Source organism: Marinomonas sp. A3A (assembly GCF_018336955.1).
GTDB lineage: Bacteria > Pseudomonadota > Gammaproteobacteria > Pseudomonadales > Marinomonadaceae > Marinomonas > Marinomonas lutimaris.
The window spans coordinates 1,310,387-1,336,685 of record NZ_CP025532.1 but is presented as its reverse complement, the minus strand read 5'-3'; the positions used below and the strand labels follow the sequence as shown (position 1 = coordinate 1,336,685).

The 26,299-nt window shown below is 42.9% G+C and carries 24 protein-coding genes; 11 read left to right on the top strand and 13 right to left on the bottom strand.

Features of this window, described 5'->3' with window-relative positions; genetic code table 11:
• Positions 1 to 37: 37 nt before the first annotated feature.
• Complete coding sequence (gene rpsB, locus CYL31_RS06210) at positions 38 to 772, bottom strand: 30S ribosomal protein S2 (RefSeq protein WP_072839633.1); 735 nt, start codon at positions 770 to 772, stop codon at positions 38 to 40.
• Between the two features lie 331 nt (positions 773 to 1,103).
• Here rpsB and map point away from each other — a divergent pair, with 331 nt between their 5' ends.
• The 5 genes from map to CYL31_RS06185 all read left to right on the top strand — a co-directional run bounded on the left by map (position 1,104) and on the right by CYL31_RS06185 (position 7,439).
• Positions 1,104 to 1,961: a type I methionyl aminopeptidase gene (map, locus tag CYL31_RS06205; protein ID WP_212918073.1), complete on the top strand. Its 858-nt coding sequence runs from the start codon at positions 1,104 to 1,106 to the stop codon at positions 1,959 to 1,961.
• An 88-nt stretch (positions 1,962 to 2,049) separates the two neighbouring features.
• On the top strand, positions 2,050 to 4,743 hold the full coding sequence (glnD, locus tag CYL31_RS06200) for a [protein-PII] uridylyltransferase (protein WP_212918072.1): 2,694 nt from the start codon (positions 2,050 to 2,052) through the stop codon (positions 4,741 to 4,743).
• Positions 4,744 to 4,749: 6 nt separating this feature from the next.
• Positions 4,750 to 5,937, top strand: a complete 1,188-nt coding sequence (dapC, locus tag CYL31_RS06195; RefSeq protein ID WP_212918071.1) for a succinyldiaminopimelate transaminase — start codon at positions 4,750 to 4,752, stop codon at positions 5,935 to 5,937.
• Positions 5,938 to 5,983: 46 nt separating this feature from the next.
• On the top strand, positions 5,984 to 7,021 hold the full coding sequence (dapD, locus tag CYL31_RS06190) for a 2,3,4,5-tetrahydropyridine-2,6-dicarboxylate N-succinyltransferase (RefSeq protein WP_212918070.1): 1,038 nt from the start codon (positions 5,984 to 5,986) through the stop codon (positions 7,019 to 7,021).
• A gap of 73 nt (positions 7,022 to 7,094) precedes the next feature.
• Positions 7,095 to 7,439 (top strand): ArsC family reductase, encoded by a 345-nt coding sequence (locus CYL31_RS06185; RefSeq protein WP_212918069.1) that lies wholly within the window; start codon positions 7,095 to 7,097, stop codon positions 7,437 to 7,439.
• Here the strand turns inward: CYL31_RS06185 and CYL31_RS06180 are convergent.
• On the bottom strand, positions 7,436 to 7,639 hold the full coding sequence (locus tag CYL31_RS06180; protein WP_212918068.1) for a hypothetical protein: 204 nt from the start codon (positions 7,637 to 7,639) through the stop codon (positions 7,436 to 7,438). The two genes, CYL31_RS06185 and CYL31_RS06180, sit on opposite strands and share 4 nt — an antisense overlap.
• Before the next feature lie 79 nt (positions 7,640 to 7,718).
• Between CYL31_RS06180 and dapE the strand changes: the two genes are divergently transcribed.
• From dapE to panD, 4 genes are all read left to right on the top strand, one after another.
• Entirely contained in the window at positions 7,719 to 8,861 is a 1,143-nt protein-coding gene (dapE, locus tag CYL31_RS06175) for a succinyl-diaminopimelate desuccinylase (protein WP_212918067.1), read from the top strand.
• A gap of 42 nt (positions 8,862 to 8,903) precedes the next feature.
• Complete coding sequence (locus CYL31_RS06170) at positions 8,904 to 9,170, top strand: hypothetical protein (RefSeq protein WP_212918066.1); 267 nt, start codon at positions 8,904 to 8,906, stop codon at positions 9,168 to 9,170.
• 4 nt (positions 9,171 to 9,174) lie between these two features.
• The gene (locus CYL31_RS06165; RefSeq protein WP_212918065.1) at positions 9,175 to 9,549 is read left to right on the top strand and encodes a hypothetical protein; all 375 of its coding nucleotides are present in this window, start codon (positions 9,175 to 9,177) and stop codon (positions 9,547 to 9,549) included.
• Positions 9,550 to 9,616: 67 nt separating this feature from the next.
• Positions 9,617 to 9,997, top strand: a complete 381-nt coding sequence (gene panD / locus CYL31_RS06160; protein WP_212918064.1) for an aspartate 1-decarboxylase — start codon at positions 9,617 to 9,619, stop codon at positions 9,995 to 9,997.
• 80 nt (positions 9,998 to 10,077) lie between these two features.
• Here panD and tpx read toward each other — a convergent pair whose 3' ends face one another.
• Positions 10,078 to 10,575, bottom strand: coding sequence for a thiol peroxidase (gene tpx, locus CYL31_RS06155; RefSeq protein WP_212918063.1), 498 nt, complete (start codon positions 10,573 to 10,575; stop codon positions 10,078 to 10,080).
• Positions 10,576 to 10,601: 26 nt separating this feature from the next.
• Complete coding sequence (locus tag CYL31_RS20810; RefSeq protein ID WP_012068975.1) at positions 10,602 to 11,072, bottom strand: cold-shock protein; 471 nt, start codon at positions 11,070 to 11,072, stop codon at positions 10,602 to 10,604.
• Between the two features lie 289 nt (positions 11,073 to 11,361).
• Here CYL31_RS20810 and CYL31_RS06145 point away from each other — a divergent pair, with 289 nt between their 5' ends.
• The gene (locus CYL31_RS06145; RefSeq protein WP_072839623.1) at positions 11,362 to 11,574 is read left to right on the top strand and encodes a SlyX family protein; all 213 of its coding nucleotides are present in this window, start codon (positions 11,362 to 11,364) and stop codon (positions 11,572 to 11,574) included.
• 11 nt (positions 11,575 to 11,585) lie between these two features.
• On the opposite strand, the gene CYL31_RS06140 is transcribed toward CYL31_RS06145, so the two are convergent.
• From CYL31_RS06140 to cysM, 9 genes are all read right to left on the bottom strand, one after another.
• Positions 11,586 to 12,380 (bottom strand): class I SAM-dependent methyltransferase, encoded by a 795-nt coding sequence (locus CYL31_RS06140; RefSeq protein ID WP_212918062.1) that lies wholly within the window; start codon positions 12,378 to 12,380, stop codon positions 11,586 to 11,588.
• 201 nt (positions 12,381 to 12,581) lie between these two features.
• Positions 12,582 to 13,382 carry an undecaprenyl-diphosphate phosphatase gene (locus CYL31_RS06135; protein ID WP_212918061.1) on the bottom strand — a complete coding sequence of 267 codons (801 nt, stop codon included), beginning with the start codon at positions 13,380 to 13,382 and terminating at the stop codon, positions 12,582 to 12,584.
• Positions 13,383 to 13,386: 4 nt separating this feature from the next.
• Positions 13,387 to 14,094 carry a tRNA (adenosine(37)-N6)-threonylcarbamoyltransferase complex dimerization subunit type 1 TsaB gene (gene tsaB / locus CYL31_RS06130; RefSeq protein ID WP_212918060.1) on the bottom strand — a complete coding sequence of 236 codons (708 nt, stop codon included), beginning with the start codon at positions 14,092 to 14,094 and terminating at the stop codon, positions 13,387 to 13,389.
• A 7-nt stretch (positions 14,095 to 14,101) separates the two neighbouring features.
• On the bottom strand, positions 14,102 to 14,758 hold the full coding sequence (gene adk / locus CYL31_RS06125; protein ID WP_212918059.1) for an adenylate kinase: 657 nt from the start codon (positions 14,756 to 14,758) through the stop codon (positions 14,102 to 14,104).
• A 225-nt stretch (positions 14,759 to 14,983) separates the two neighbouring features.
• Positions 14,984 to 17,614: a phosphoenolpyruvate carboxylase gene (ppc, locus tag CYL31_RS06120; RefSeq protein ID WP_212918058.1), complete on the bottom strand. Its 2,631-nt coding sequence runs from the start codon at positions 17,612 to 17,614 to the stop codon at positions 14,984 to 14,986.
• A gap of 69 nt (positions 17,615 to 17,683) precedes the next feature.
• Positions 17,684 to 18,493, bottom strand: coding sequence for a nucleoside triphosphate pyrophosphohydrolase (gene mazG, locus CYL31_RS06115; protein ID WP_212918057.1), 810 nt, complete (start codon positions 18,491 to 18,493; stop codon positions 17,684 to 17,686).
• Positions 18,490 to 20,739, bottom strand: coding sequence for a GTP diphosphokinase (gene relA / locus CYL31_RS06110; RefSeq protein ID WP_212918056.1), 2,250 nt, complete (start codon positions 20,737 to 20,739; stop codon positions 18,490 to 18,492). Before relA ends, mazG begins: the two co-directional genes overlap by 4 nt.
• A 16-nt stretch (positions 20,740 to 20,755) precedes the next feature.
• The gene (gene rlmD, locus CYL31_RS06105; RefSeq protein ID WP_212918055.1) at positions 20,756 to 22,072 is read right to left on the bottom strand and encodes a 23S rRNA (uracil(1939)-C(5))-methyltransferase RlmD; all 1,317 of its coding nucleotides are present in this window, start codon (positions 22,070 to 22,072) and stop codon (positions 20,756 to 20,758) included.
• Between the two features lie 153 nt (positions 22,073 to 22,225).
• Positions 22,226 to 23,119 carry a cysteine synthase CysM gene (cysM, locus tag CYL31_RS06100; RefSeq protein ID WP_212918054.1) on the bottom strand — a complete coding sequence of 298 codons (894 nt, stop codon included), beginning with the start codon at positions 23,117 to 23,119 and terminating at the stop codon, positions 22,226 to 22,228.
• A gap of 382 nt (positions 23,120 to 23,501) precedes the next feature.
• Between cysM and CYL31_RS06095 the strand changes: the two genes are divergently transcribed.
• Positions 23,502 to 26,294, top strand: coding sequence for a response regulator (locus tag CYL31_RS06095; protein ID WP_212918053.1), 2,793 nt, complete (start codon positions 23,502 to 23,504; stop codon positions 26,292 to 26,294).
• Positions 26,295 to 26,299 lie beyond the last annotated feature (5 nt).

Below are 26,299 nucleotides of genomic sequence, written 5' to 3'. Positions count from 1 at the left end.
CCTCCCTTTAGAAACCAGAACAAACTAGAAAGTTTGCTTACGCTTCAGTAGCTTCGCTTACTTCAACGAATTCGTCAGCAGTACCAGCAGTCGCATTACGACCCTCTAGAACAGCATCAGCAAAAGCACCAACGTACAATTGAACAGCGCGAATCGCATCATCGTTAGCTGGGATGATGTAATCAACACCATCTGGATTACTGTTAGTATCGACGATACCGATAACAGGAATACCTAATTTGTTTGCTTCTTTAATTGCAATACGTTCATGATCAACGTCAACTACGAACAATACATCAGGAAGGCCACCCATATCCTTGATACCACCCATAGAAAGCTCTAATTTTTCAAGCTCACGAGTACGCATCAAAGCTTCTTTTTTAGTCAGCTTATCGAATGTACCATCGGACATTTGAACTTCAAGCTCACGAAGGCGCTTGATAGATGCACGAATTGTTTTGTAGTTAGTCAACATGCCACCTAACCAACGGTGGTTAACATATGGCATACCAGAGCGAGCAGCTTGCTCTTTAATCGTTTTAGATGCAGCACGCTTAGTACCAACAAACAAAACCTTATTCTTGTTTTCAGCCATTTTTTTAACAAGCTCAAGAGCGTTATTAAGAGCTGGAACAGTATGTTCAAGGTTAATGATATGAATCTTGTTACGAGCACCGAAAATGAAAGGCTTCATTTTTGGGTTCCAGTAACGAGTTTGGTGACCGAAGTGTGAACCAACCAATAATAGGTCGCGCATAGAAACTGTAGGCATTTTACTATCCTTTAAATTTGGGTTATTTATGCTTACCAGCTAAAAGCGTCAGTCAAATAAGGTTTAAGGCAACCTAAGACACCCAAGACACTTTCTTTTATAGCGGCAAGATCGTTGATTTAAGTAAATTCACTTATTTTAGGCACAAGCCCAACAAGCCGGCGTTTTATACCACATTTAACCCAAAACCAAAAGACTTGAACGGATTTTTTACACGCAACCCGAGGCACGTTTTTTTCAGTTAGAGAGGCGATTCTGTTGCTTAAGTCATGTAGAATATCCCGCAACATACTATCAACATAGATACAAACCATTTTAAGACATGTGAATTATGAGCAACGAAATCCTACAAAAAGTTGAAGAGCTGACCAAAAATGGTCGAATTGACGCACCAAGCTGGACTCCGCGCCCAGCATCGACACGCTTCACAGACATCAGCGATATAGAGGGTATGCGTACCGCTGGCAAACTAGCCGCTGACGTTTTAGTTATGCTTGAAGAGTTCGTGGTTCCTGGCGTAACAACAGAGCAGATCGACATTATCGCCCACAACTACATTATTGAAGTTCAAGGCGCCATCCCTGCACCATTGAATTATCACGGCTTCCCTAAGTCATGCTGTACTTCTGTGAATGACGTTATTTGTCACGGCATCCCAAATGACAAAGCGCTAAAGAAAGGCGATGTGGTCAATATTGACATTACCATCATTAAGGATGGTTACTATGGGGACACAAGCAAAATGTTTTTTGCAGGCCCAGCCCTACCACACGCTGAACGCTTAGCCACCATCACTCAAGAATGCCTTTATCTTGCCATCGATATGGTAAAACCAGGCACGCGCCTTGGTGATATTGGTGCCGCTATTTCAGCCCATGCACACAAACATCACTATACGGTAGTTGAAGAGTACTGCGGCCACGGAGTGGGAACGACCTTCCATGGCGAACCACAAGTCGCTCATTACGGCAAAGCAGGCACTGGCGTCATGCTTGAAGAAGGCATGACTCTTACTATTGAGCCAATGATTAACGCAGGCAAAAAACAGGTTAAGCACACAGGTCCAGATAACTGGATTGCCAAAACCAAAGACGGCCGCTTATCAGCGCAATACGAACACACCCTTCTCGTCACTGCCGATGGGGTTGAAGTACTTACCCGCAGACCAGAAGAAACTCGCTTTTCATAAGAGAAGCGAGTTTTAAATTAAATAGTTTAGCGACTTTAAATTTATTACAAACACCCTATAACAATTATTCATTCTTCGAGGCTCTTGTATGGACTTCCCTGCTTTTCCAGACGCTCCGCCATTATTAACACAGGAAGAGAAACATGAGCTATCGCTACCGAAGTGCTCTGTTTCACGCTACAAAGCAATCATTGAAGAAAAGACAGCCATATTCAACGACCTTTTCCACTCTTTATATCCAATAGAAAAGCTCGTAAAAGGCCTATCTTCTTTTTATGACGAAGTAATGCAGGCTGCCTGGATATCAAAAGGATTAGATAGCGAATCACATGTAAGCCTTGTTGCAGTTGGCGGATATGGGCGCGGAGAATTACACCCAAAATCCGACATTGACCTACTGATTCTAATGGAGAATGAAATCTCCGCACCCAAAAACAAAATCGAAGCTTTTATCACTTTTCTTTGGGATATTAATCTAGATGTCGGTCACAGCGTGCGTACCATTGACGAATGCTCTGAGATGGCGGCCAAAGACATTACTATTATTACCAACTTGATTGAGTCGCGTACACTTATAGGACCAATTGAATTATTAGCCACACTCAAACTACACGTTGATATATCCCAAATGTGGGATGGGCACTCCTTTTACCAAGCTAAACTAGCCGAGCAAAAACAACGTCACGCAAAATATCAAAATACAGCATATAATTTAGAGCCAAATCTAAAAGAATGCCCTGGCGGCCTAAGAGACATGCAAGTCATTGACTGGGTAGCCAAACGCCACCTTCACACACATCGATTAAGCGCTTTAATTGACAAACACTTCCTGTCCGAAGATGAATACATCCAACTTAAAGGCGCAGTAAGCCATCTATGGCGCATTCGCTGGGCTTTACACATGGTTGCAGGACGCAAAGAAGATCGACTTCTTTTTGATCACCAACGCACCTTAACCAAACTATTTGGCTTTGACGACGACGATTTAAAGCGCAACGTTGAACGCTTTATGCAGGGATATTACCAAAGTGTCGCCGCCATTCAGCAACTCAACGACTTGTTACTTCAACACTTCGAAGAGTCGTTTTTAGCCAAAGACGCCATCAATACAGTTGAAGTCATCAATGATCACTTTCAGATTGCCAACGGTCAACTTGAGGCGCGCTCCAAAACATTATTTCAAGACACCCCTTCCAGCATGCTGGAAATATATGTCTTGCTTGGAGCCCATGAAAACATCAGAGGCATCCGCGCCAATACGATGAGACAACTGCGCGACAACTTAGACCTGATTGATGATGATTTTAGAAACGACAAAATAAACACAGACCTGTTTCTCGATATCATATCCAGCCGATATCGACTGACAAGTATATTACGCTCAATGAAACACCTAGGCTTACTGGGTCGCTATCTACCCGAATTCGGAGCAATCATTGGACAAATGCAGCACGACTTATTTCATATCTACACAGTTGACGCTCACACCCTACAACTAGTAGAGAACCTACGTCGCCTTTGGCTACCAGAATTCAAACAAAAATTCCCTATTTCAGGACAAGCAATCCGCCACGTAGCAAAAGTTGAATTACTATACATTGCAGGTTTATACCACGACATAGCCAAAGGTCGAGGTGGTGATCACTCTGAGCTAGGTTGCGTCGATGCACAGGCCTTTTGCGAGCGCCATGGACTGTCAAAACAAGACACAGATCTTGTCGTTTGGCTAGTTCGTAACCACCTATTCATGTCAGTTACCGCACAGCGTAAAGACATCTCTGACCCTGAAGTGATTTGGGAGTTTGCCAGCTACGTCAAGGATCAAGAACACCTAGATCACTTGTTCATCCTTACTGTTGCTGACATCAACGCAACCAACCCAACCATGTGGAACAGCTGGCGAGCCTCTCTAATGCGTCAGCTTTATTTAGAAACAAAACGCGCACTTCGCCGCGGGCTGGATTTCCCTATTGATGCTGACATGATAAGTGACGAGCACAAACAACGCGCTTTGGAAATCATCATCGAGCGCAACGTCGATATCATTGAAGCAGAAGCCATTTGGGAAACCATTGAAGAAGAGTACTTTATTCGCTCAAACGGCGATGAAATCGCTTGGAATACCGAAGCCATTTTACGCCACCGCCCTAGTGATAAGCCATTAATTGCCATCACACCACTAGGTGGTCGAAACTTCTCTGGTGCTAGCAAAATCTTCATCTACACCCTAATAACTAAACACCTATTTGCCGTCACTGCAGCGACATTTGAACAACTTGGCCTCACCATTCTAGACGCTAAAATTAGTCACACCACAGACAACTACAGCTTAGACAGCTTTGTTGTCATGGACAGCAACGACAGCGACACCAATCTACATCTAGACAAAGAACGCATAACTCTTATTCGCAAAACACTGATGGAGCAACTAGAAACACCATCGCTTTACGAAAGTGTCGTTCAGCGTCACACACCGAGGATTCTGAAGATTTTCAACTCCCCGTCGACTGCTCACTTTGTCAGCCAGCCAGAAGAAGTCTGGTCAGCTCTTGAAATAACCGCTCCTGACAGGCCCGGCTTGCTAGCCTTAGTGGGACAATTTTTCATGAACAACAACATCATGCTTCATAAGGCGAAAATTGCCACTCTCGGCGAACGTGTAGAAGACACCTTTTACATCACTGAAGAAAACGGCGATCTCATTACCGACCCAGAAAGCATGAATAAGATTTGCACCCTTTTAAAAGAGAAAATAGACCGTTTCTCTCAAGCCATGGACTAAAGACCAATGAACCCCCTTATACATTCTTTGCACCCATACCCTTTCCAAAAGCTTGCAGAGCTTATAGAAGGGTTGATACCAAACCCAGAAAAGCCACTGATCAAATTAACGATTGGGGAGCCGCAACACGATGCACCAGCCATCGTCCTTGAAACTCTCGCCAACAGCCTAGCCGGCGTTAGCAAGTACCCAAGCACCAAAGGCGAACTTCCACTTAGAGATGCCATTAGCAAATGGGCGAAGCGTCGCTTTCATTTAGAAAAACTCGATCCTGACACGGAGATTTTACCCGTTACTGGAACCAGAGAAGCACTGTTTGCCATTACCCAAACGTTGGTTGGCGAAAAACAAAACTCTCTTGTTATCAGCCCAAACCCTTTTTACCAAATTTATGAAGGCGCAGGCATTCTTGCTGGTTCAGAGCTGTATTTCCTACCTTGCGGTTCAGAAACAAACTACAAAGTAGATTATCAACTCGTCGATGACGCCACATGGCAACGCTGCGAAGTATTGTTTGTTTGCTCCCCTAACAACCCTAGCGGCAGCATCACCACGCTAGAGGAATACGCTTACCTGATAGAAAAAGCCAAAGCCTTCAACTTCACCATTGTGGCAGACGAATGCTATTCCGAAATTTATTTTGGCGATAAAGCACCACTAGGATTATTAGAAGCTTGCGAGATTTTGGGACACAAAAATTATAAACATTGCCTTATCTTCCAATCCCTATCAAAGCGCTCCAACCTACCAGGCCTTAGATCTGGTTTTGTCGCAGGTGATGCATCTATTCTTAAGCCATTTTTGCTGTATCGCACCTACCAAGGATGCGCTATGCCAATTCACCATCAAGATGCATCGGTCGCGGCATGGAATGATGAAGAACATGTAATTAAAAATCGCGAAATTTATACACGTAAATTTGATTCGGTTTTAGAAATACTGTCACTTATTATGCCAATATCTAAGCCCGAAGCGGGCTTTTACCTTTGGCCAGAACTCAGCATGACAGATGAAGAGTTTTGCACTTCACTGTATCAAGAAGAGTCCGTTTTAGTCTTACCTGGCAGCTATTTAGGCCGTGAAGTAGAAGGCGTCAATCCTGGCAACCGCCATGTACGAATAGCTCTAGTTGCAGAAGAATCAGAATGCGTTGAGGCAGCCAAAAGAATTAGAGACTTCCTCAGTCGCAGATAAACTATTAGTAACCCCCTTTAGACAGATAACTCAGCTGGAGAATCACATGAGTAATACAATTTTCGCGTTCGGTCTTGGTATCGGCTCACAGAACAAAGAAGGCAACTGGTTAGAAGTATTCTACTCAGCACCGAGTCTAAACGTAGAAAAAAGTACGCAAGATGCACTTTTAGAAAGCACCAACTACGAAGGTGGAAACAGCACATTGGTATTAGATGAAAGCGACTTAAATCGCTTGCACATGAGCCTTTTAAAAGCTGGCAACATCGAACAAGCAGAATTGGCATCTCGCTTAAAAGCCTCCACAAAACCTGTTATCCTTTGTATATTGGCCACTGACGAAGCACCAACCAATCCAGCTGAAGTGTACTTGAAGCTACAACTTATCTCCCATCGTTTAGTAAAACCTCACAACACAGTACTGGACGGTATGTTTGGCCTATTGATCAACACTGCATGGACAAGCGAAGGCCCTATTGATGTTCGTGAACTAGCAGACCGTCAACTAAGCGCTCGTATGGAAGGACGTACAATCGAAGTATTCAGTGTCGATAAATTCCCTAAAATGCTGAACTTTATCGTACCAACTGGCATTCGTGTTGGCGATGCCGCTCGCGTTCGTTTAGGTGCCCACCTTGCTGAAGGCACAACCGTGATGCATGAAGGTTTTGTAAACTTTAATGCTGGAACACTTGGCAACAGCATGGTTGAAGGCCGTATTTCTGCAGGCGTTGTTGTAGGTAACGGTTCCGACCTTGGTGGTGGCTGCTCAACAATGGGCACACTTTCTGGCGGCGGTAATATCGTTATCGCAGTTGGCGAAAAATGCTTGATCGGCGCGAATGCCGGAATCGGTATCGGCCTTGGAGATCGCTGCATCGTTGAATCCGGTCTTTACATCACAGCGGGCTCTAAAGTTGCCGTTCTTGATGAAAACAATCAAGTTGTTTCTACAGTAAAAGCGCGCGAGCTTTCAGGTCAATCCGACCTATTGTTCCGTCGCAACTCAGCAACTGGCGCAATCGAGTGCAAGACCAACAAAACAGCTATTGAATTAAACGAAGCGCTTCACGCTCACAACTAATCAATAAAAAGCACCAACCACCAAAGAGCGCCATTTGAACATATCCTCAAATGGCGCATTGCGGGATAAAAAAATGATTGAAATATTTGGCATCAAAAACTGCGACACCATGAAAAAAGCTTTTCGCTGGTTAGATGAAAACAACCTAGAATACTGTTTTCATGATTATAAAAAAGAAGGTGTAGGCGAAGCCATCGCAAAAGTGTGGGTAGAAGAACTAGGCTGGGAAAGCATCATCAATAAACGCGGCACCACGTGGCGCAAGTTAGATGAAGAAACAAAAAACACTATGGACAACAATAGCGCCATCCAAACTATGGTAGCTCAACCCTCTATCATTAAGCGCCCTTTAGTGATGGTTAATGAATCCATTTATTTAGGCTTCAATGCAGAAGATTACGCGCAAAAGTTACTTTAGCGTAAGACTGGTGTGTAAATACGTGGCCTCTCTCTGTTCGACTGAGGCGACGACATAGGTGTCACTGTTGGCGTATAACCTGAAGATGACACATCCGAGCGGATCACTGGGACAAAATATGATTCCTGAATGACAGGCGGCTCAAAAAGACTACAACCAGTAGAAATCAAACCCAAAAAAACAACGACACCTAACTTCATAACCCCACCTTTATTTGAATCTCCTGTTATAGTAACAGAATCTTCCATAAGGTAGCGAAAACCAATACAAAGGTAAAGAATGTCTGACTTGTCCCCTACACTAAAACTTGCCCTAGATCTTATTTCTCGCCCGTCAGTCACCCCTGAAGACGCAGGTTGTCAGGATCTAATGATAGAGCGATTAAAAAACATTGGTTTTGAGATCGAATACATGCCCTTCGGCGAAGTAAAAAATTTCTACGCAAAACGTGGAACATCCGGACCCAACCTCTGTTTTGCTGGACACACAGATGTCGTACCAACAGGACCAGAAACGGAATGGAAAGTACCACCATTCTCTCCAACAATCATAGATGGCATGTTATTCGGACGCGGCGCTGCCGATATGAAAGGCAGCCTTGCCGCTATGGTGACTGCTGCTGAAGATTTTGTAGCCAAGCATCCAGATCATGATGGGCAAATTTCTTTTTTGATCACCAGCGACGAGGAAGGCCCTTTTGTAGACGGCACAACTCGTGTGGTGGATGCTCTTATGGAACGAAATGAGAAAGTAGACTGGTGCATTGTTGGCGAACCCTCAAGCACTAAAACGCTTGGCGATATTATCAAGAATGGTCGCCGTGGGTCATTCAGTGGCGACTTAACGGTTTACGGCAAACAAGGCCATGTCGCCTACCCACACTTAGCTGAAAACCCAATACACCTCGCAGCTCCAGCTCTTGCTGAAATGGCGAGTGCACACTGGGATGATGGTAACGACTTTTTTCCACCAACCAGCTTCCAAGTATCAAACATTCATTCTGGAACAGGTGCAACTAACGTTGTCCCCGGCAAACTAAACGCTCAGTTTAATTTTCGTTTTTCCTCCGAACTAGACTTTGATGCTATTAAAGTTCGCGTACTTGAAATCTTAGACAGACACAAATTACGCTACGACATTGAGTGGACATACAATGGTCTCCCCTTTTTAACTCGCCCAGGCGAATTAGTTGATGCGATTGTTGACGCCGTACAAACAACGGTTAATATCACCCCTGAATTATCCACCTCAGGCGGCACTTCAGATGGTCGATTTATTGCCAAAATGGGTACTCAAGTCGTGGAGCTTGGTCCTATCAACGCAACCATCCATCAAATAAATGAGTGCGTCGAAGCCGAAAGCCTAAACCAGCTTTCAGAAATTTACGCCCGTATACTTGAGAATCTCTTTACTAAAAAATAGCCCAAAGCAAAATAACCCGAGAGAACATAAATAAGTATCCAAATGAGAAACGCCATACATAAACTAGCAATGAAATTGGGCAACAACCCCAGAGTTGCCCTTATTAAGATGATCCAAGGCGGATTAATTTTCGTCTTTGGCGTTCTTATGCTTATGGTGGCGGATCGTGTTGTTGTCGAGTCTCTTGCCCAAGAGATTATGGCGCTATTTGGACTGATACTTGCGGGTTGCGGCGTGCTATGGACTCTCGTTGGCTATTTATCAATGAGCGTTCTCAGAATTTACCACATGATTAAAAAGAAGGATTAGAACGATGCAAGCTGACATTGAAATATATGTATTGTCCTGCCCGACAGAAAAGATCATTTCTTGGCTAGAGAGCGCATTCACTCTGGTTAAAAAAAGCAGCCCATCACCACTCTGCTCTAAAGTCACCATAACATCAAATGATAACGAAATTGAGGTAACCATTTTAGAACAAGCAGCAGGAAAGCGCTTTACCTCTATCTGGTTCGACTCAGACAAAACCCCTTGGGATGATGATATAGCTTGCGCCAAACAGGCATTCGAATCCCTAAACTGCGAAGTACGTTGCAACTTTCAAGGATGGGAAGAAGAAAGCAACCAAGATCCAGACCAATGGTGGCGCATAAATAGCCACGAAGAAGGCCCATTTATTTGGAATTAATACGGCAAATAATAGACACGCAAAAAAGCAAACATGCTCCACAGAAACACTTATAGAGACTTTATACATGCAAATTACACTTCTTAAAGGAAAACTCCATATGGCAAGCGTCACCCAAGCTGAGCTTTGGTATGACGGATCTTGCGCCATAGACAAAGACCTTGTGGAACTCGCTGGATTTAGAGAATTTGAACAAATCGATATTTATAACGTAGACAACGGTGAACGCTTTCACACCTATGTTATTTTGGCTGAATCAGGATCAGGCACCATCTCTATGAATGGCGCAGCAGCAAGAAAAGTACAGGTTGGTGATCGCGTAATCATTGCCGCTTACGGACAAATGAACGAAGCTGAAGCCAATGAGTTCAAACCTAAATTAGTCTATTTAAACAAAGATAATAGTGTTGAAAGAACCACAAACACTATCCCAGTACAAAAAGACTAAACTAACGCCCTGCACTTTGTGTAAAGACAAAAAAAGCCGCTTCTAATCGACTTAGAAGCGGCTTTTTTATGATGATAAAATTATGCCAGTACAGCCAAAGCCGCTTCATAATTAGGCTCATCTGCCGTTTCAGCAACTTGCTCTGTATAAATCACAGAACCTTTTTCATCTAGCACTACAACTGCACGAGACAAAAGACCAGCAAGAGGGCCAGTTGCAAAAGCAAGACCGTAATCTTTACCAAATGTTGAACGGAAAGTAGAGCCAGTATCAACATTATCGATGCCTTCTGCACCACAAAAACGCGCAGCAGCAAAAGGTAAGTCAGCAGACACACAAAGTACGTTAACACCTTTCAAAGAAGCCGCAGACTCATTGAACTTACGAACCGATGTAGCACAAGTAGGTGTATCAACTGATGGAAAAATATTTAATACCAGTTTAGCACCTTGATAATCTGCCAATGTAGCGACAGACAAATCCGTTTTAACAAGCTCGAACGCAGGAGCTACAGCCCCCACAACAGGAAGAGAACCCACAGTTTCAAAAGGGTTACCTTTTAATGTTACCGTTGCCATAAATACCTCTTAAGTCTAATGAAAAATTAACCGCGGATTATAGATACATTTTCAGCTTGTTTGCCTTTCTCACCTTCAGTGACATAAAAGCGAACCAACTGACCTTCAACCAAGAAACGGCGACCACGTCCACGGATTGCACGATAATGAACAAACACATCATCACCATTTTCCATAGTTAAAAAACCAAAACCTTTTGAAGAGTTGAACCACTTAACCGTTCCTTGCTCACGGTCATCATCTTCATCTTCTTCAGACTCAGAATCATAACCGGCAGAACTAGCCTGGCTGACCATAGCACCGACATAAACAGATACTAGAACAAAGCCAAAATATACTAGGAAATTTGTGCCCATTTCTTCTTTTAATACCCCAGCCAAAAGCAGAGGCACGATCAAAGCAATAACAAGGCTAACTATAAATGTGCGCAACGAAAACAAACCGGAACCAACAGAAGACCCTTTATTACGCGAAACATTATCCTGATGATCATTCATAACAGTATATCTCTTATTAAATTAAATATTATTGTGAAGCAAAGCCATTTCTAAAAAAATAGACTCTGTGTTAGTACAAACGTGAATAAATGAATATTTTTACTAAACTCTTTCCGAAATCACCATGTGAAGCTAAAGAAGATAGTAGTAAAATACTCAACTTCTTTATGAGAGCAATTTTCACGCCACTCTTACACTTAAAATGACCAATACTTGCGTCATGTTTTTGTATAGAATCGCTCATTAAATACGAATTTAGCCTAGTAAGGTTAACACACAGAAGGTATCTATGAACACCTCACAAATCAATCAACGCATCGACGAATTAGAATTCAAACTACAATTTCAAGAAGACACGATTGATAGTTTAAATCAGGCGCTTATCAGCCAGCAAAAAGACATGCTATTGATGAGAGAAAAACTGGTTCTATTAGGCAATCAGCTAGAGTCCTATCGCCAACAACAGCCTATTCATGATGGTGATCGACCACCACATTATTAATAACTAATAAATTAAGCAGAAAGCGTGTCGAGCGATTTTAAAACATAGATATCAAATCGACCTGACTTCCCTTCCAATTGATAAGTTGGTTCGACACTGTCTAAAAACGGAGCGCCTTTAGGGCGTTTCACAACTACTCTATATTCAGCTAAGCGCAATGCGTAAGACAACAAGCTATCAGCATCTAAGTCCTTACCAACCAAATCTCTAAAAAAAGCCATTTCTTTTTTAGCTGCTGCAGAGGATTTATCCGTATGCGGATACATTGGATCCAAATACACCACATCAAACTTCTCACCGCTATCTATACCGGCTATATCTGTATCAAGCAAAGACATCTTAGAAACAATCGTAGCCACCTCATGATGAAAAGAGGCCCTGTACAAGCCATCTTCCAGCATCGCCCTAACAAAGCCTACGCGTTCACAAAGAGAAACAGAGCATCCCAAGCATGCTAATACAAAAGCATCACGCCCTAAGCCTGCTGTCGCATCAAGTATAGACACATTAGCGCGCTTGTTCAGCCCTACTGCTTTCGCAATATCCTGCCCTTTTCCACCACCAAATCGCCTTCTATGATCAACAGCCCCAGAGGTAAAGTCTACATAAACGGGCTTCGGCGCGCCTTTTCCAGTTTTAGCTACCGCAATTCCATCCGGTGTTTTCAATAAAAGATAATCATATTTAGTGACAAACTTGAGAGGCTCATGCAGCAGCATAAAATCAAGACTCAACGACTTAGCCAATGAGCGAGACTCCGACTCCAGAAACTTATCTGTTGTTGCTACTGCGATAGAATTAAGCAAAAGCCTCTCCCCAAAATACTATAAAACAAGAATCAACAAGCAAGCCTGTATGTCCACTTTCTGTTAAACCACACTGACAAGATTATCCAATAGTAAAATAGAAAAAAGCCCCTCAGAAATTAGAAGCTTTTATCTTAACTAAAAAAACGAACACCTCTAATACAGCAAGACACTCAATATGGAATAAATCTCTTCAACGACTTAAACATAAACAATCATCAAGAGAACGGAGCCTAAAATTAATCTATAGACAAAAAAAGGAAAAAAGCCAATCCTATTAAGCCACTTCAAAAATAGATAAATACAGAGATAAGCACTGATTGCTGAAAGAATAACTCCCATAAAAATACTCCACCAATCCACTGCAATATCTGAAGATACAAGTTCAATCGACTTTAAACCACCAGCAGCTAAAATAAGAGGGATAGACAAAAGAAACGAAAATCTAGCCGCACATTCACGACTAAAACCGAGAAAGCGTGCCGCCGTCATAGTAATACCAGAGCGAGAGGTTCCAGGAATTAAAGCAAGCGCCTGAGCAAAGCCAATATACAGCACACTTTTCAAACCAAAGTCTTGCTCAGCTTTATGAGAAGCACCATAGCGGTCTGACAACCAAAGTAAAACACCAAAACCAATGGTGGTATAAGCAATCACTTCTAAAGAACGCAAGTTCGTACTAATAAAGTCATCAAATAGAAGGCCTGCGATACAAGCTGGCAAGGTGGCAAGACAAATCCACCAAGCCAAACGACTATCCTGTGTAGAGCGCTTATCTCGAATAGAAACACACCAAGCAACAATAATTTGCACGATGTCTTTTCTAAAATAACCAACAATGGCCATTAATGTCCCCACATGAACAGCCACATCAAATGCTAAACCTTGATCAGGCCAATTAAGCAGCTGTGCTGGGAGTATTAGATGAGCAGAACTTGAGATAGGCAGAAACTCAGTTAATCCCTGAATAACCGCCAAAAAGACAATGTGATACCACAACATATATTTAACGCTTCCCTATACGCGGAGCCTGCTTTTCCCAGCTAATTTCATCTCTTAAATAGGTTGGAATAGCATCATAAGAAGATACCACTTCACCTCGTTGGAATTGCAACAATCCCAATTCTGCAATACATGCCGCGCGAGGCGCTAATTCAGTTAAAATATGAGTAGGGTGTGTCGGGAGCAAAGACGTTAAAACATCTTCATAACACCAGCCAGAACCAACACCATCAAAGCTGGTTGAAAACATAGATAAAGCAGCAGGCTTCACAACACATTCATCGATCAATGAATCTATTTGGTAGCGCCCTTCCACTTTATTGACACTATAGCCGCCCATGTAAATCTCACCCATACGAGCATCTAGAGCAGCGAGCCAATTATTTTTACCCGTTTTTTGAAAGCCTTCTAGTGACAAGGCAGCAAGTGTCGAAACAGGGATAACCGGCAAATCTGCACCAAAGGCGAGCCCTTGCACAACCCCTGCGCTTATCCTGAGCCCTGTAAATGATCCTGGACCACGCCCAAAAGCGATGGCATCAAGATCGGTCAGAGTTAGTCCCGCTTGCCCAAGAATCTGATCTACCATTGGCAAAATCAAATCATTATGAAGACGCGGAGCCATACGGAAGTCTTCCAACACCACGCCATCAATGTTCAACGCCACCGAACAAGCTGGCGTTGATGTATCTAATGCTAAAATAACCGTCATTGAATGATTAAGCCTTTAAGGATGCCAATAGACTTTGCTTGATCTCATTCAAATCACCAATGCCGTTGACCTTTACAAACTTAGGTGCTGTTGCACTGTCTGCTTTTAGCCAATCTTGGTAATAGCCAATTAGCGGCGCTGTTTGATCATGATAAACCCCCAAGCGTAAACGAACAGTCTCTTCCGTATCATCAGCTCGCTGCACAAGGTCATCCCCTGTTACATCGTCTTTGCCTTCTACTTTAGGTGGATTATAAACAAGATGATAAGTACGACCTGACGCTTCATGAACGCGACGCCCACTCATACGTTTAACAATTTCCTCATCAGCCACATCGATTTCAACAACGTAATCAATTTTAACGCCCGCGTCTTTCAAAGCGTCTGCCTGAGGAATAGTACGAGGAAAACCATCAAACAAAGCGCCTTTAGCACAATCGTCTTGGGTCAAACGCTCTTTTACCAAACCAATAATAATGTCATCAGAAACAAGTTGGCCAGCATCCATTACCGCTTTGGCTTTTAGACCCATTTCGCTTCCAGCTTTTACAGCTGCGCGCAACATGTCTCCTGTAGAAATCTGTGGGATGCCAAACTCTTCCGTAATAAATTGAGCTTGAGTGCCCTTACCAGCGCCCGGCGCACCTAATAATATTACTCGCATAAAAAGTCTCCAAAAGACAGCGTTAACTGAATAGCAAGGCTGGCTGACACGGTGCATCATCAACGTGCAATAAGCACGGCAGCAAGGCGAACAGACAAACCAATTGCATAATAAAAAATTGAATGGCCGCCAAGCATACCCAAGCAGCCATCCAATATGCAAATTTACGTGTCTTTTTTTATCATTTTCTTACTCATACTGAGCATTTATCAACCACATTTGCAATTAGCCCGTATTTTGCATACCACTGGCAATACCTGCCATGGTAATCATTAAGGCTTTATTGACCTCTGCATTGTCTTCATCTTTTCGGCTGCGATACAAAAGCTCCGCCTGTAAATAGTGCAATGGATCAATATAAGGATTACGAACATCGATAGACTGACGAATTGTTTTATTGTCTTCAATAAGTCGCTCTTGCTTCTTAAGCACCTTCACAAGCTCACTGACTTGCTTGAGCTTACCACGCAATAAACGCCCCAAACCTTGCAATTCTTCACCAACCAGACGTTTTTCATAGTACTCAGCAATTTCGGGTTCTGCTTTTGCCAATACCATGTCCAACATGTCTAGATAAGCGCCAAAAAACGGCCATTTTTTATGCATCTCACGTAATTTTTCCAAATTACCAGAGTCTACACCTTGCTGTAATGCACTTTCAGCACCCAACCAAGCAGGCAACATAAGACGAATTTGCATCCAAGCAAATATCCAAGGAATCGCTCGTAAACTCTCCACACCGCCATCGGAACGACGACGCGCAGGGCGAGAACCTAAAGGTAACTTAGCTAGCTCTTGCTCTGGTGTGGTTGCTCTAAAGTAAGGCACAAAGTCGTCATGACCACGAATAATAGAACGATACTGATTCATCCCTACTTCGGCCATTTCATCCATAATGGCGCGCCATTCTTCTTTAGGCGCCTCAGCAGGAATCAAAGATGCTTCCATCACTGCCGAGCAGTAAAGCTCCAAAGATCGAACCGCGATATCAGGAATACCAAATTTAAAGCGAATCATTTCACCTTGTTCAGTAACCCGAATCGCACCATTCACAGAACCAGGTGGTTGAGACAGAATTGCCACGTGAGCAGGGCCGCCACCGCGACCTACGGTACCGCCACGCCCATGGAACAAGGTCAGGTGAATACCATGTTTTTTACAAAGGCGAGTCAACGCCTCTTGCGCTCGATATTGCCCCCACGTTGCGGCAATTTGTCCAGCATCTTTGGCAGAATCCGAATAACCTATCATCACTTCCTGACGACCATCGATATAAGCTTTATACCAAGGCAAAGAAAATAACTGCTCAATAATAGGCTCAGCGTTATCCAAATCGGCAAGAGTTTCAAATAAAGGCACGATGCGCATTGGAAAACTCACACCGGACTCTTTCAGCATCAAAGCAACCGCCAACACATCGGATGGCGCACTGGCCATAGAAATGACGTAAGAGCCAAAGGAGTTTTGCTGGCCTTTTGAAATCATTGTAAAAGTATCGAGTACTTCTTTGACTTCGGCGGTTGGTGTCCATTCCATTGGTAAAAGCGGACGTTTTGAATTCAATTCGGTCAGTAGGAAAGCCTGACGAGACGCTTCGTCCCACTCAGCATAATCACCAAGACCATAGAAGCGAGTAATCGCAGATAACGCATCAATATGACGGGAAGCATCTTGGCGAACATCAAGGCGAACTAAGGTCGCACCAAAGGTTGCTGCACAGCGAATAAGATCAAGCAATGATCCATTAGCAATCACCTTCATACCGCAATCTAATAGAGATTGATAACACAAAATTAGATCATCAGTGAGCTCTTGAATATCAAGAAAAATATCCTCATCAGATGTTGGCTTGCCATCTAAACACGCTTTCGCCCAATTTTTGGTGGCTAGCATTTTATTTTCTAGATGACGTAATACTTCACGATAAGGCTGTGCACTGTCACCAACACGAGCACGCAAAGCATCATTGCACTGCGTCATAGAAAACTCTGAACGCAATACATTTAAATCTTTTATATAGAGATCCGCTGCCATCCAACGAGCCAATAAAGTCACTTCTTTGGTTACTTTATGAGTCACATTCGGATTACCATCGCGGTCACCGCCCATCCAAGTTGCAAAGCGAATAGGCGCTAAATCAAGAGGCAAACGGTCTTCTTTGGAAAACTGGCTAAACTGCTCATCAAGTTGACGAAAAAAGCGAGGCACAGCTTGCCACAAGGATTGCTCAATAACCGCAAAACCCCATTTCGCCTCATCAACAGGTGTTGGTCGTTCTTCACGAATTTCGTCTGTATGCCAAGCCTGAGTAATAATTTCTTTCAGGCGACGAATGTGCTTTGTTTCTTCTAACGGAAGAATATTATCTTTGTCGAGAGCTTCTAATTCACTGGAAATATTGTCATATTTTCGAATCAGCGAGCGGCGTACCACTTCTGTTGGATGCGCCGTCAAAACAAGTTCAATAGATTGCGATTGCAATGATGCAAGCATTTGTTCAGCAGTAAAATTTTGTTTGGAAAGACGAGTTAACAAGTCTCCCACTGGGTTGTGGTATACCCCCAAACTCTCATTAGTACGGCGGCGATGCACTCGGTGGTATTGTTCTGCAATATTAGATAAGTTCAAGAACTGATTAAATGCACGAGCAACGGGCACAATCTCTTTATCTTCTAATGCCTCCAAGGCTTTAATAAGAGCAGCTGAATCGCCAGATTGACGTCCATCTTTAGAAAGTAAGCGGATATTTTCCACTTTTTCTAGAAAGCCTTCCCCCAAATGATTACTCATGCTTTCGCCAAGGCAATCTCCTAGCAACCTGACATTTTCGCGTAATGACGCCTGACTATCACTCACTTCACCCTCCTAATGTTGCCAATGACGCTCTTTAAAAGCGCCTTATTATCCATCACACAGATTTCCAGCTTATAGGCCTTCACGCTTGGTTTGATCCCAATAACGATCTAACTCTTCTAAAGAACAATCTGTTAGTGTTTTATTTTGTGCCGACACAAGAGCTTCGATTCTACCAAAGCGACGACGGAATTTTATATTTGTTTTATTCAATGCTACATCAGGCGAAACGTTTAAATGACGAGCCAAGTTACTGACCGCAAACAAAACGTCTCCCATTTCTTCTTCGACATGAAGGCGATTTTGCTCCTTCATTGCCTCTTCGAGCTCATCCAATTCTTCTCTAATCTTGTCAAAAACTGGCGCCACATCAGGCCAATCAAAACCAACTTTAGCGACTTTTTGCTGAATTTTCACCGCCTGCATTAACGCTGGCATAGAAGCAGGCACTTCATCTAACAAGCTATTACCGTCTGGTTTTTTTCCTTTTTCTTGCGCTTTAATCTGCTGCCACTGTTGTGCTATTTGCTCTTCACTTAGCATTGTTGGTTCGCCAAAACGAGTGATATCACCCTCTGGAAAAACATGCGGATGGCGTCGCAGCATTTTCTCAACAATACCTGCTGCAATATCATCAAACGTAAAGCGTTGCTCTTCTTCGGCCATTTGCGCATAAAAAACCACTTGGAAAAGTAAATCACCTAGCTCTTCTTTTAAATGATCGAAATCTTCACGCTCAATGGCATCCAACACCTCATAAGCTTCTTCTAAGGTATAAGGTGCAATGCTTTTATAAGTCTGCTTTGTGTCCCAAGCACAACCGAACTCTTTGTCTCTCAGGCAACTCATCAAATACTGTAGCTGTTCAACCTTGCTGCTCAAAAGTCTCTCTCTCTGAACACATTCAACACATTAGGTAACTGATTAATACGGTGCAGCAACTTACTTAGCACGCTCAACTCACCCACTTCAATGGTGAAGCGAATACTTGCCGTGTGGTTTTCTTTTGCAGACAAGGTGTTCATCGACAGCAGGTTTACTTTTTCATTCGCCAACAAACTAGTGATGTCATTCAGCAAGCCGGTACGATCATAAGCTTCCACCTGTATATTGACAGGATATTGATTATCAAGCTCTTCACCCCAGCTCACATCAATAATACGCTCAGGCTCTTCTAAGCCCAACTGAACGATATTAATACAATCTTGCCTGTGCACAGACACGCCACGACCCTGAGTGATAAAGCCAACGATGTCATCGCCAGGAATAGGCGTACAGCATTTAGCCATCTGCGTTAATAATTTGCCGACACCCAAGATATGAATATCGTTATCTGAAGATTTATGACGGCTCTTTTTCAAACGAATTGGGCGTGGTGTGGCAGTCTCGCCATTTAGGTTGTAGAAGTCATCAATGACACGCAACACTTTAGATAACTGAATGTCTCCAGCACCAAGCGCTACGTATACTTCTTCAGCATAAGAAAAGTTAAAGCGAGAAGAAATAGCCTGCAAATCGATACGATTGTCTTCAAGACCAAGGCGTTTCAATTGCTTGTCTAATAAGTGCTTACCAGCATCCAGATTTTTATCTCGATCTTCTTTTCTAAACCAGTTCTGAATCTTGGCTCTAGCACGGTTAGTTTGTACATAACCTAATGTCGGATGCAGCCAATCACGGCTAGGACCACCCTCTTTAGTGGTGAGAATTTCGACTTTGTCGCCGGTTTTTAAGTGAGTGACCAAGGAAATGATTTTGCCGTTTACCTTGGCACCACGACAGCGATGGCCAATTTCAGTGTGAACTCGATACGCAAAATCCACCGCTGTGGCATTAATAGGCAAGTCAACCACGTGCCCATCAGGTGTAAAAACATAGATACGATCTTGCTCGATGTCACTTCGTACCTGTTCAGACAAAGACTCCAAATCACCTTGCACTTCGTGGAAGTCTAAAATAGTTCTTAGCCACTGAAGTTTTTCTTCGTAGCTGCTGCTATTGGAGCTTAGATCCGTACCTTTGTATTTCCAGTGAGCACAAACCCCAAGTTCTGCATCTTCATGCATTTTATGGGTTCGAATCTGAATCTCTAAAGCACGGCCTTGGGGACCAACAACCGCCGTATGCAATGACTGATAGCCATTCGATTTTGGGTTACTTATGTAATCATCAAATTCCTGCGGTATTGGACGCCACAGATTGTGAACGACACCGAGAACCCCATAACATTCCATTGGTTCGTCTACTAAAATGCGCACAGCTCGAACATCATAAACTTCATCAAAGCCAATATTTTTGCGCTTCATTTTGCGCCAAATACTATAGATGTGTTTTGCCCGCCCCATGAGATCAGCGTGAATATTAATGCCTTTTAAACGATCATCTAATAGCTTAATAACATCATCAATAAACTGCTGGCGATCAAGACGTTTTTCGTCTAACCAAGTGGCGATGCGCTTGTAATCGGAAGGATAAAGATAGCGGAAAGAGAGATCTTCCAATTCCCATTTGATATGGCCGATCCCCAAGCGATGAGCCAACGGCGCGTAAACACTCTGAACCTCAAGCGCAACGGCAACGCGACGCTCTTCATTCTGATGCTTGGCTTCTTTAATCGCGCAAGCACGCTCGGCGAGTTTAATCAGTACGACACGCACATCATCAATGATAGAGACCAACATTTTGCGCAATGATTCTAGCTGGTTCTCACTGCTACCCAACACCTCAGCCGCAGAGTCTGCCGTCAAATTTTTCGAAACTTCCCCCATTTTCATCACCCCTTCGACAATCGAAGAGACTTTACGACCAAACATGTCGGTCACACGGGAAATGGGGAGTTGATCTTCTCTCACAACACGATATAAGGCGGCAGCGACTAATGAATCTTGGTCTGCTCGAAAACCAGAAAGGATTTCCACCATTTCCAGCCCAGCACGAAAAGTACTCGCTTGCGCGCCCCAGTAAGAAGGTCGAGCGCACTGCAGTTCAGCTTGACGCGCCAACTCACAGGCCATACGCAAAGGAACTCGCGCACTGTCATCAATAAGATGTGCAAAATGCCCCATCCAAGCGTCAATATCAACACTACCATCTTCTAATACAGGGTGATCTTTTCTTACCGTTACCATCTATCTGCCCTTAAATTTACTTCTTTTTCTGCAATAACATCATCGTTTCTACATGGGAGGTTTGTGGAAACATATCCATCAAACCAACACGTAAAACATGATATCCTTTTGCAACTAAATACTCGGCATCCCTTGCTAAAGTAGAAGCATTGCAAGAAACATACAATATTTGCATCGGTCCAATTTTTATTATGCTGTCTAAAAATTCAAACGCCCCAGCACGAGGTGGATCCAACAATACTTTGGTAATGTTCTGCTTAAAAAGTTCATTTTTGACAGGCTTAGTCAAATCCGCTGCCACAAACGACAAATTATCAAAGCCATTAAGTCGTGCGTTTTCCCGTGCAGCTTCAACCATAGTTTCTTGCACTTCAACGCCAATAACCGTTTGTGCATGCTGCGCTAACGGTAAAGAAAAATTCCCCACACCGCAAAACAAATCCAATATCACATCGTGCTTATTTGGACTTAGCCAGTCCATTGCTTGTGTCACCATTTTTTGATTCATGGCGGCATTTACTTGAATAAAGTCTTGCGGGTGATATTTCAACCTTAGATCACCAAGATCATAATAGCGCATTTTCTCAGGCGCAACTTCGGCCTTGCTCGATTTTGGTGCTTGCCAATATAAAGTGACCTGAGCCTTTTCAGCCCATTTTTCCCACGTACTTTCTAGCTCTGCAGAAATTGAAGAGGTTAATCGAAACAAAACAGACACACCTTTGGTGTCTTCAAGCAGCTCCACATGACCAAGTTCACTCGCTAAATCATTTTCTGACAGCGCTTGCTTGAGTGAAAGAAAGGTATTTTGCAAATTACTGGTAAGCACAACACATTGATCAATCGATACGATATCGCTGGAAGCTTTACCACGGAAGCCCAATGCAATCCGTGATTTTTTTAGATTAACAGCAATACGAGCTCGTCGACGATAACTTGTTGATTTATCAGAAAGCAGCTCTAGCTCTTGGGTTGTGATCACATTGCGCAATTGCCCTTGTAACCAATTAGCTTTTGCTGAGAGTTGTTGCTCATCTGCTAAATGCTGAAAACTGCAGCCGCCGCAGACATTAAAATGTTGGCAAGAGGGATCGACTCGATAAGCACTGGGGTCAATGATATTCACCAAAACGGCTTCATCAAAACGACGCCCCGCTTTGGTAACTTGCGCCTCGACGGTTTCACCGGGTAAAGCGCCTTCAATAAAGGTCACTTTACCTTGCAAACGGGCGACGCCTTTTGCTTCATGCGTCAAGCCATCCACATTAAAGGACTGCACTGGACCTATAGGCTGTGGTTTAGCTGTTCTACGTTGGGGTGTTCTTCTTCTCAAAAGTGGCTCTCTTGTTCCCGACTCTCTTTTTGGGATAAATAGGATAAATGCGCAACCATTCTATCGCATCTGAATACAGAACAGTACGCGAAAGCGAGCCTTAATAATTGAAAGCCCCAGAGATCTTTGCACAATGGCGCAAGCAACGACCTCCTAGCTATCAAAAACACCGGTAGACAAATACCTATCGCCACGATCACAAACAATCGCCACAATGACTGCATTGTTTAGCTGTTTAGACAACTCTAAGGCCATAGCAACGGAACCTCCAGAAGACACACCGCAAAAGATACCCTCTTCTTTTGCCAAGCGACGCATCGTCACTTCCGCCGCCTCTTGAGACACGTCCATAACGGTGTCTACACGAGTTTCATCAAAAATAGATGGCAAATACTCTTTTGGCCAACGACGAATCCCTGGAATACTTGAACCGTCTTGAGGTTGAAGTCCGACAATTTGAATGTCTTGATTCTGTTCTTTCAGATAATGCGAAACCCCCATGATGGTACCTGTGGTTCCCATAGAGCTTACAAAGTGTGTCACCGTACCTTGTGTTTGCTGCCAAATTTCTGGCCCAGTCGTTAGGTAATGAGCATTAGGGTTGTCTTGGTTAGCAAACTGATTCAAGACAATACCAACACCTTGATCTTGCATCTCTTGCGCAAGATCTCGAGCCTTTTCCATACCTTCTTCTTTTGTCACTAAATGCAATATAGCGCCATATGCTGTCATGGCTGACTTACGCTCCTGACTCATATTATCTGGCATGATCAAGTGCATTTTATAACCTTTAATCGCCGCAACCATGGCGAGTGCAATCCCTGTATTACCACTGGTCGCCTCAATCAAACTATCGCCCGGTTTTATATCTCCCCGTTGCTCTGCTTGAAGTATCATATTTAAAGCAGGACGATCTTTTACTGAACCAGCGGGATTTTGTCCTTCTAGTTTTAATAAAACAGTATTGCTTGGATTAGGGTTGATACGCTGTAAGCGAACCAAGGGGGTTTGCCCAATTAAGGACTCGATACTAGGGTATTGGATCATAAAAAACTTCATTGACATTGATGACTTAGGGAATGAAACTTAACGCATTTAGTCTATTTAAGAACACTTATACTAAACAGTACAATAAGAAAGCGTTATAAACTTAGTTTCGAATTCGCATTCTAGGGCAAAAGATATGCTCATAGCACGTATTTCCACCGTACTTTTTTTATCACTAATGATAAGTAGCTGTGACAAGTCCACAAAAGATCTAAGTGAGCTAAACAATGCAGAGCTCCGAAAGAAATGGCGCGAGTGTGCTTACATTCGCAATCCTTCTAGCAGCGAACAGCAGATATGCGACAACTATGAAAGAGAATGCAATGATCGTAAAGACAAAGGCAACTTATCCTGCTATTAACTCACCAACCAGACCCTTAGCATGAAGAAATCACCTTTCGCAAACCTCCCCCCCCTCACCCTAAGTAATAAACTTTTTTGGGCATTATTCGCACCTGTTTTTGTCGTGTCATTGCTGGCCGGAACTTTTCTTTTATCTACCCGTTTTAATGACCTGAATCGCAACCTCTACGAACGCACATTACATATCACGGAACAAGTCGCCACAACTAGCGAGTATGCCATTGTTTTTTCCGATCAAAATATGATGTATCGGATATTACAAAATGCACTAAACAATCAAGATATAAGCAGTGTTCAACTCTTTAACAGTGAACAGAAACTCATTGCAGAACTTGGCAAAGCACCCGAACAAAGTGACACAAGCTTTCCCGAAGACATCAGCATAAAAGAATATGACAATCATCTAGAATCCATTAGCGCCATTCACTATACCAACAACTCCCTCGATGGTGCCTTTAATACACAAGCAGATTTATTCAACTCTATAGATCAACGTAGCCTCATCGGCTGGGTAAAAATTGAGACCAACAAATCCGCTATCCAAATAGAAAAATACCAATACGCCAGCCTAGTCATTTTTATTCTACTAATCTTCAATATTTTGATTATTTTAGGAGCCTTTCACCTATCAAAAACATTAACTCTACCAATAAATAGACTCTCCTCTACGTTAAGTAAATTAGTTAAAGGGCAGTTTTCTAGCGCAAAACTAATGAAATTGCCACCTGAGTACGATTCCCTCCAAAAAGACTTACTTGATCTGGCGGAAAGGTTAGAGCACCACAATGAGGAACTGATTGCAGGTATTGAGCAATCAACCGAAGACATTCGCCGCAGCATGGATAGTATGGAAGAAAAAAGCGCGCAACTACACATAGCAAACCGCGAGGCGATGGAGTCAAATCGTTTAAAATCACAGTTCTTAGCCAATATTAGCCACGAAGTCCGAACTCCTCTGAACGCTATTTTGGGTTATACCAAAACCTTACAAAAAGATATTACAGATACGCAACAACGACTTTATGTAGACACCATTGAACAATCAACCAACAGCCTACTCGCGATCATTGGCGATATATTAGATTTTTCAAAAATTGAAGCTGGAAAATTAAACCTTGAGAGCAACCACTTCAACCTAAAAGCACTGTTAGATGATGTTTATCAGATACTTAGTATTAACCTACTCACGAAAGAAAAACAAATCGATCTAGTACCAGAGGTCCGCCAAGACGTGCCTGAATGGTTTGTCGGAGACAGCACTCGAGTACGTCAAATTTTAACAAACCTGATAGGCAACGCCATTAAGTTTACTCATCAAGGGTCGGTGCGCACTAAGGTATCCATCGCTTCGCAAAGCCCAAAGGAAATAACATTATCTTTCCAGATTATAGACACTGGAATAGGCATAGCAGAGCACAAAATAAACCGTTTGTTTAAGCCTTTTTCACAAGTAGATACCAGCACCACTAGACAGTTCGGTGGCACTGGACTTGGGTTGGTTATTACCAAAAAGCTGGTCGAGCAAATGAATGGTAAAATTGAAGTTAGCAGCGATCCAAGTATTGGCTCGACCTTCCGCTTTACCATTAGCCTTAAAGCCTCACCAAAGCTAAGTAATGACAAAAGCGCACTAAATCGCCATGTGGTTTTACTCGAACCTAGTGCAACCTATAAAAGCTATTTAAACAGTTACTTACAAAGTATTGGAGTCAGTTGCACAACTTGCTCTGACTTAGAGCAAATGGTCTCTTTGCTAAACAAACAACACAATACCATTGACGCCATTCTATTAAGTGTTATGCCTGACGATCAAAGTGTTGCAGAAGCACGCGAACTGATTACTTACGCAGCACAGCAGTTTTCCATTCCCTGTATTTTAATGATTCAACCGCCTGGCCAAATAGCACATTACCCAGAATTAAAAGCGCTATGCAGTGATATTTTACTTAAACCTATCAGCCATGATCGACTATACAATGCATTGCAACACCTCAATAGCAACTGCACTTCCTCTACAGAGCCCACAACCAATGCGCTACACGAAAAAATTAGCCACCTTAAAATCCTAGCGGTAGATGACTCACCGATCAATTTACAACTACTCAAACACTGGCTAACCCCAATTGGTATAGAAGTATCTTTGGCTTACAGTGGGCAACAAGCCATTGATATGGCGATGCGAGAGAAGTTTGATCAAATTTTTATGGACATCCAAATGCCAGAAATGGACGGCATGGAAACCACACAACGACTTAGGGAAATAGAGCAGTATAAAAACACGCCTATTATTGCCCTAACCGCTCACGCACTAGGTTCAGAACAGCAACAGATACTTGCAAGTGGCATGAATGCATACCTTACTAAGCCGATTAACGAGGAACTACTACTTAACACCATAGACACTTGGCGTTCCAATACGGAAACCTTTCAGGATCAAGTCGATGCTAAGCTGATCGGTATTTTCGACTTAGAAAAAGCTCTGGAAATTGTTGATGGTAAAGAAGACATTGCGAAGGAAATGTTTGACATGCTAGCCGACTCTCTAGACGCAGAGAAAAAGCTTATTAAGCATCATCTTGAAAACCAAGACACAGCAAAACTCATAGAAGTAGTACACAGAATACACGGCGCGTCTAAATACACAGGAACAATCAATATTGCACGCCACGCAGGATTTCTAGAAACACACCTAAAGGAATTAGGATTAGAAGACGCAGACGGCGTGGCAGAAGATTTTATTGAAGCAATAGACGACCTATTAAGTCACAGACAACTAATTCCTTGGCCTCAGTCTTTGAACTCAACTATTTAGATTCA

Excerpts from the sequence above, each read along its gene's own strand:
- rpsB (WP_072839633.1), bottom strand. The coding sequence starts at position 772 with ATGCCTACAGTTTCTATGCGCGACCTATTATTGGTTGGTTCACACTTC.
- map (WP_212918073.1), top strand. The coding sequence starts at position 1,104 with ATGAGCAACGAAATCCTACAAAAAGTTGAAGAGCTGACCAAAAATGGT.
- glnD (WP_212918072.1), top strand. The coding sequence starts at position 2,050 with ATGGACTTCCCTGCTTTTCCAGACGCTCCGCCATTATTAACACAGGAA.
- dapC (WP_212918071.1), top strand. The coding sequence starts at position 4,750 with ATGAACCCCCTTATACATTCTTTGCACCCATACCCTTTCCAAAAGCTT.
- dapD (WP_212918070.1), top strand. The coding sequence starts at position 5,984 with ATGAGTAATACAATTTTCGCGTTCGGTCTTGGTATCGGCTCACAGAAC.
- CYL31_RS06185 (WP_212918069.1), top strand. The coding sequence starts at position 7,095 with ATGATTGAAATATTTGGCATCAAAAACTGCGACACCATGAAAAAAGCT.
- CYL31_RS06180 (WP_212918068.1), bottom strand. The coding sequence starts at position 7,639 with ATGAAGTTAGGTGTCGTTGTTTTTTTGGGTTTGATTTCTACTGGTTGT.
- dapE (WP_212918067.1), top strand. The coding sequence starts at position 7,719 with ATGTCTGACTTGTCCCCTACACTAAAACTTGCCCTAGATCTTATTTCT.
- CYL31_RS06170 (WP_212918066.1), top strand. The coding sequence starts at position 8,904 with ATGAGAAACGCCATACATAAACTAGCAATGAAATTGGGCAACAACCCC.
- CYL31_RS06165 (WP_212918065.1), top strand. The coding sequence starts at position 9,175 with ATGCAAGCTGACATTGAAATATATGTATTGTCCTGCCCGACAGAAAAG.
- panD (WP_212918064.1), top strand. The coding sequence starts at position 9,617 with ATGCAAATTACACTTCTTAAAGGAAAACTCCATATGGCAAGCGTCACC.
- tpx (WP_212918063.1), bottom strand. The coding sequence starts at position 10,575 with ATGGCAACGGTAACATTAAAAGGTAACCCTTTTGAAACTGTGGGTTCT.
- CYL31_RS20810 (WP_012068975.1), bottom strand. The coding sequence starts at position 11,072 with ATGAATGATCATCAGGATAATGTTTCGCGTAATAAAGGGTCTTCTGTT.
- CYL31_RS06145 (WP_072839623.1), top strand. The coding sequence starts at position 11,362 with ATGAACACCTCACAAATCAATCAACGCATCGACGAATTAGAATTCAAA.
- CYL31_RS06135 (WP_212918061.1), bottom strand. The coding sequence starts at position 13,382 with ATGTTGTGGTATCACATTGTCTTTTTGGCGGTTATTCAGGGATTAACT.
- tsaB (WP_212918060.1), bottom strand. The coding sequence starts at position 14,094 with ATGACGGTTATTTTAGCATTAGATACATCAACGCCAGCTTGTTCGGTG.
- adk (WP_212918059.1), bottom strand. The coding sequence starts at position 14,758 with ATGCGAGTAATATTATTAGGTGCGCCGGGCGCTGGTAAGGGCACTCAA.
- relA (WP_212918056.1), bottom strand. The coding sequence starts at position 20,739 with ATGGTAACGGTAAGAAAAGATCACCCTGTATTAGAAGATGGTAGTGTT.
- cysM (WP_212918054.1), bottom strand. The coding sequence starts at position 23,119 with ATGATCCAATACCCTAGTATCGAGTCCTTAATTGGGCAAACCCCCTTG.
- CYL31_RS06095 (WP_212918053.1), top strand. The coding sequence starts at position 23,502 with ATGAAGAAATCACCTTTCGCAAACCTCCCCCCCCTCACCCTAAGTAAT.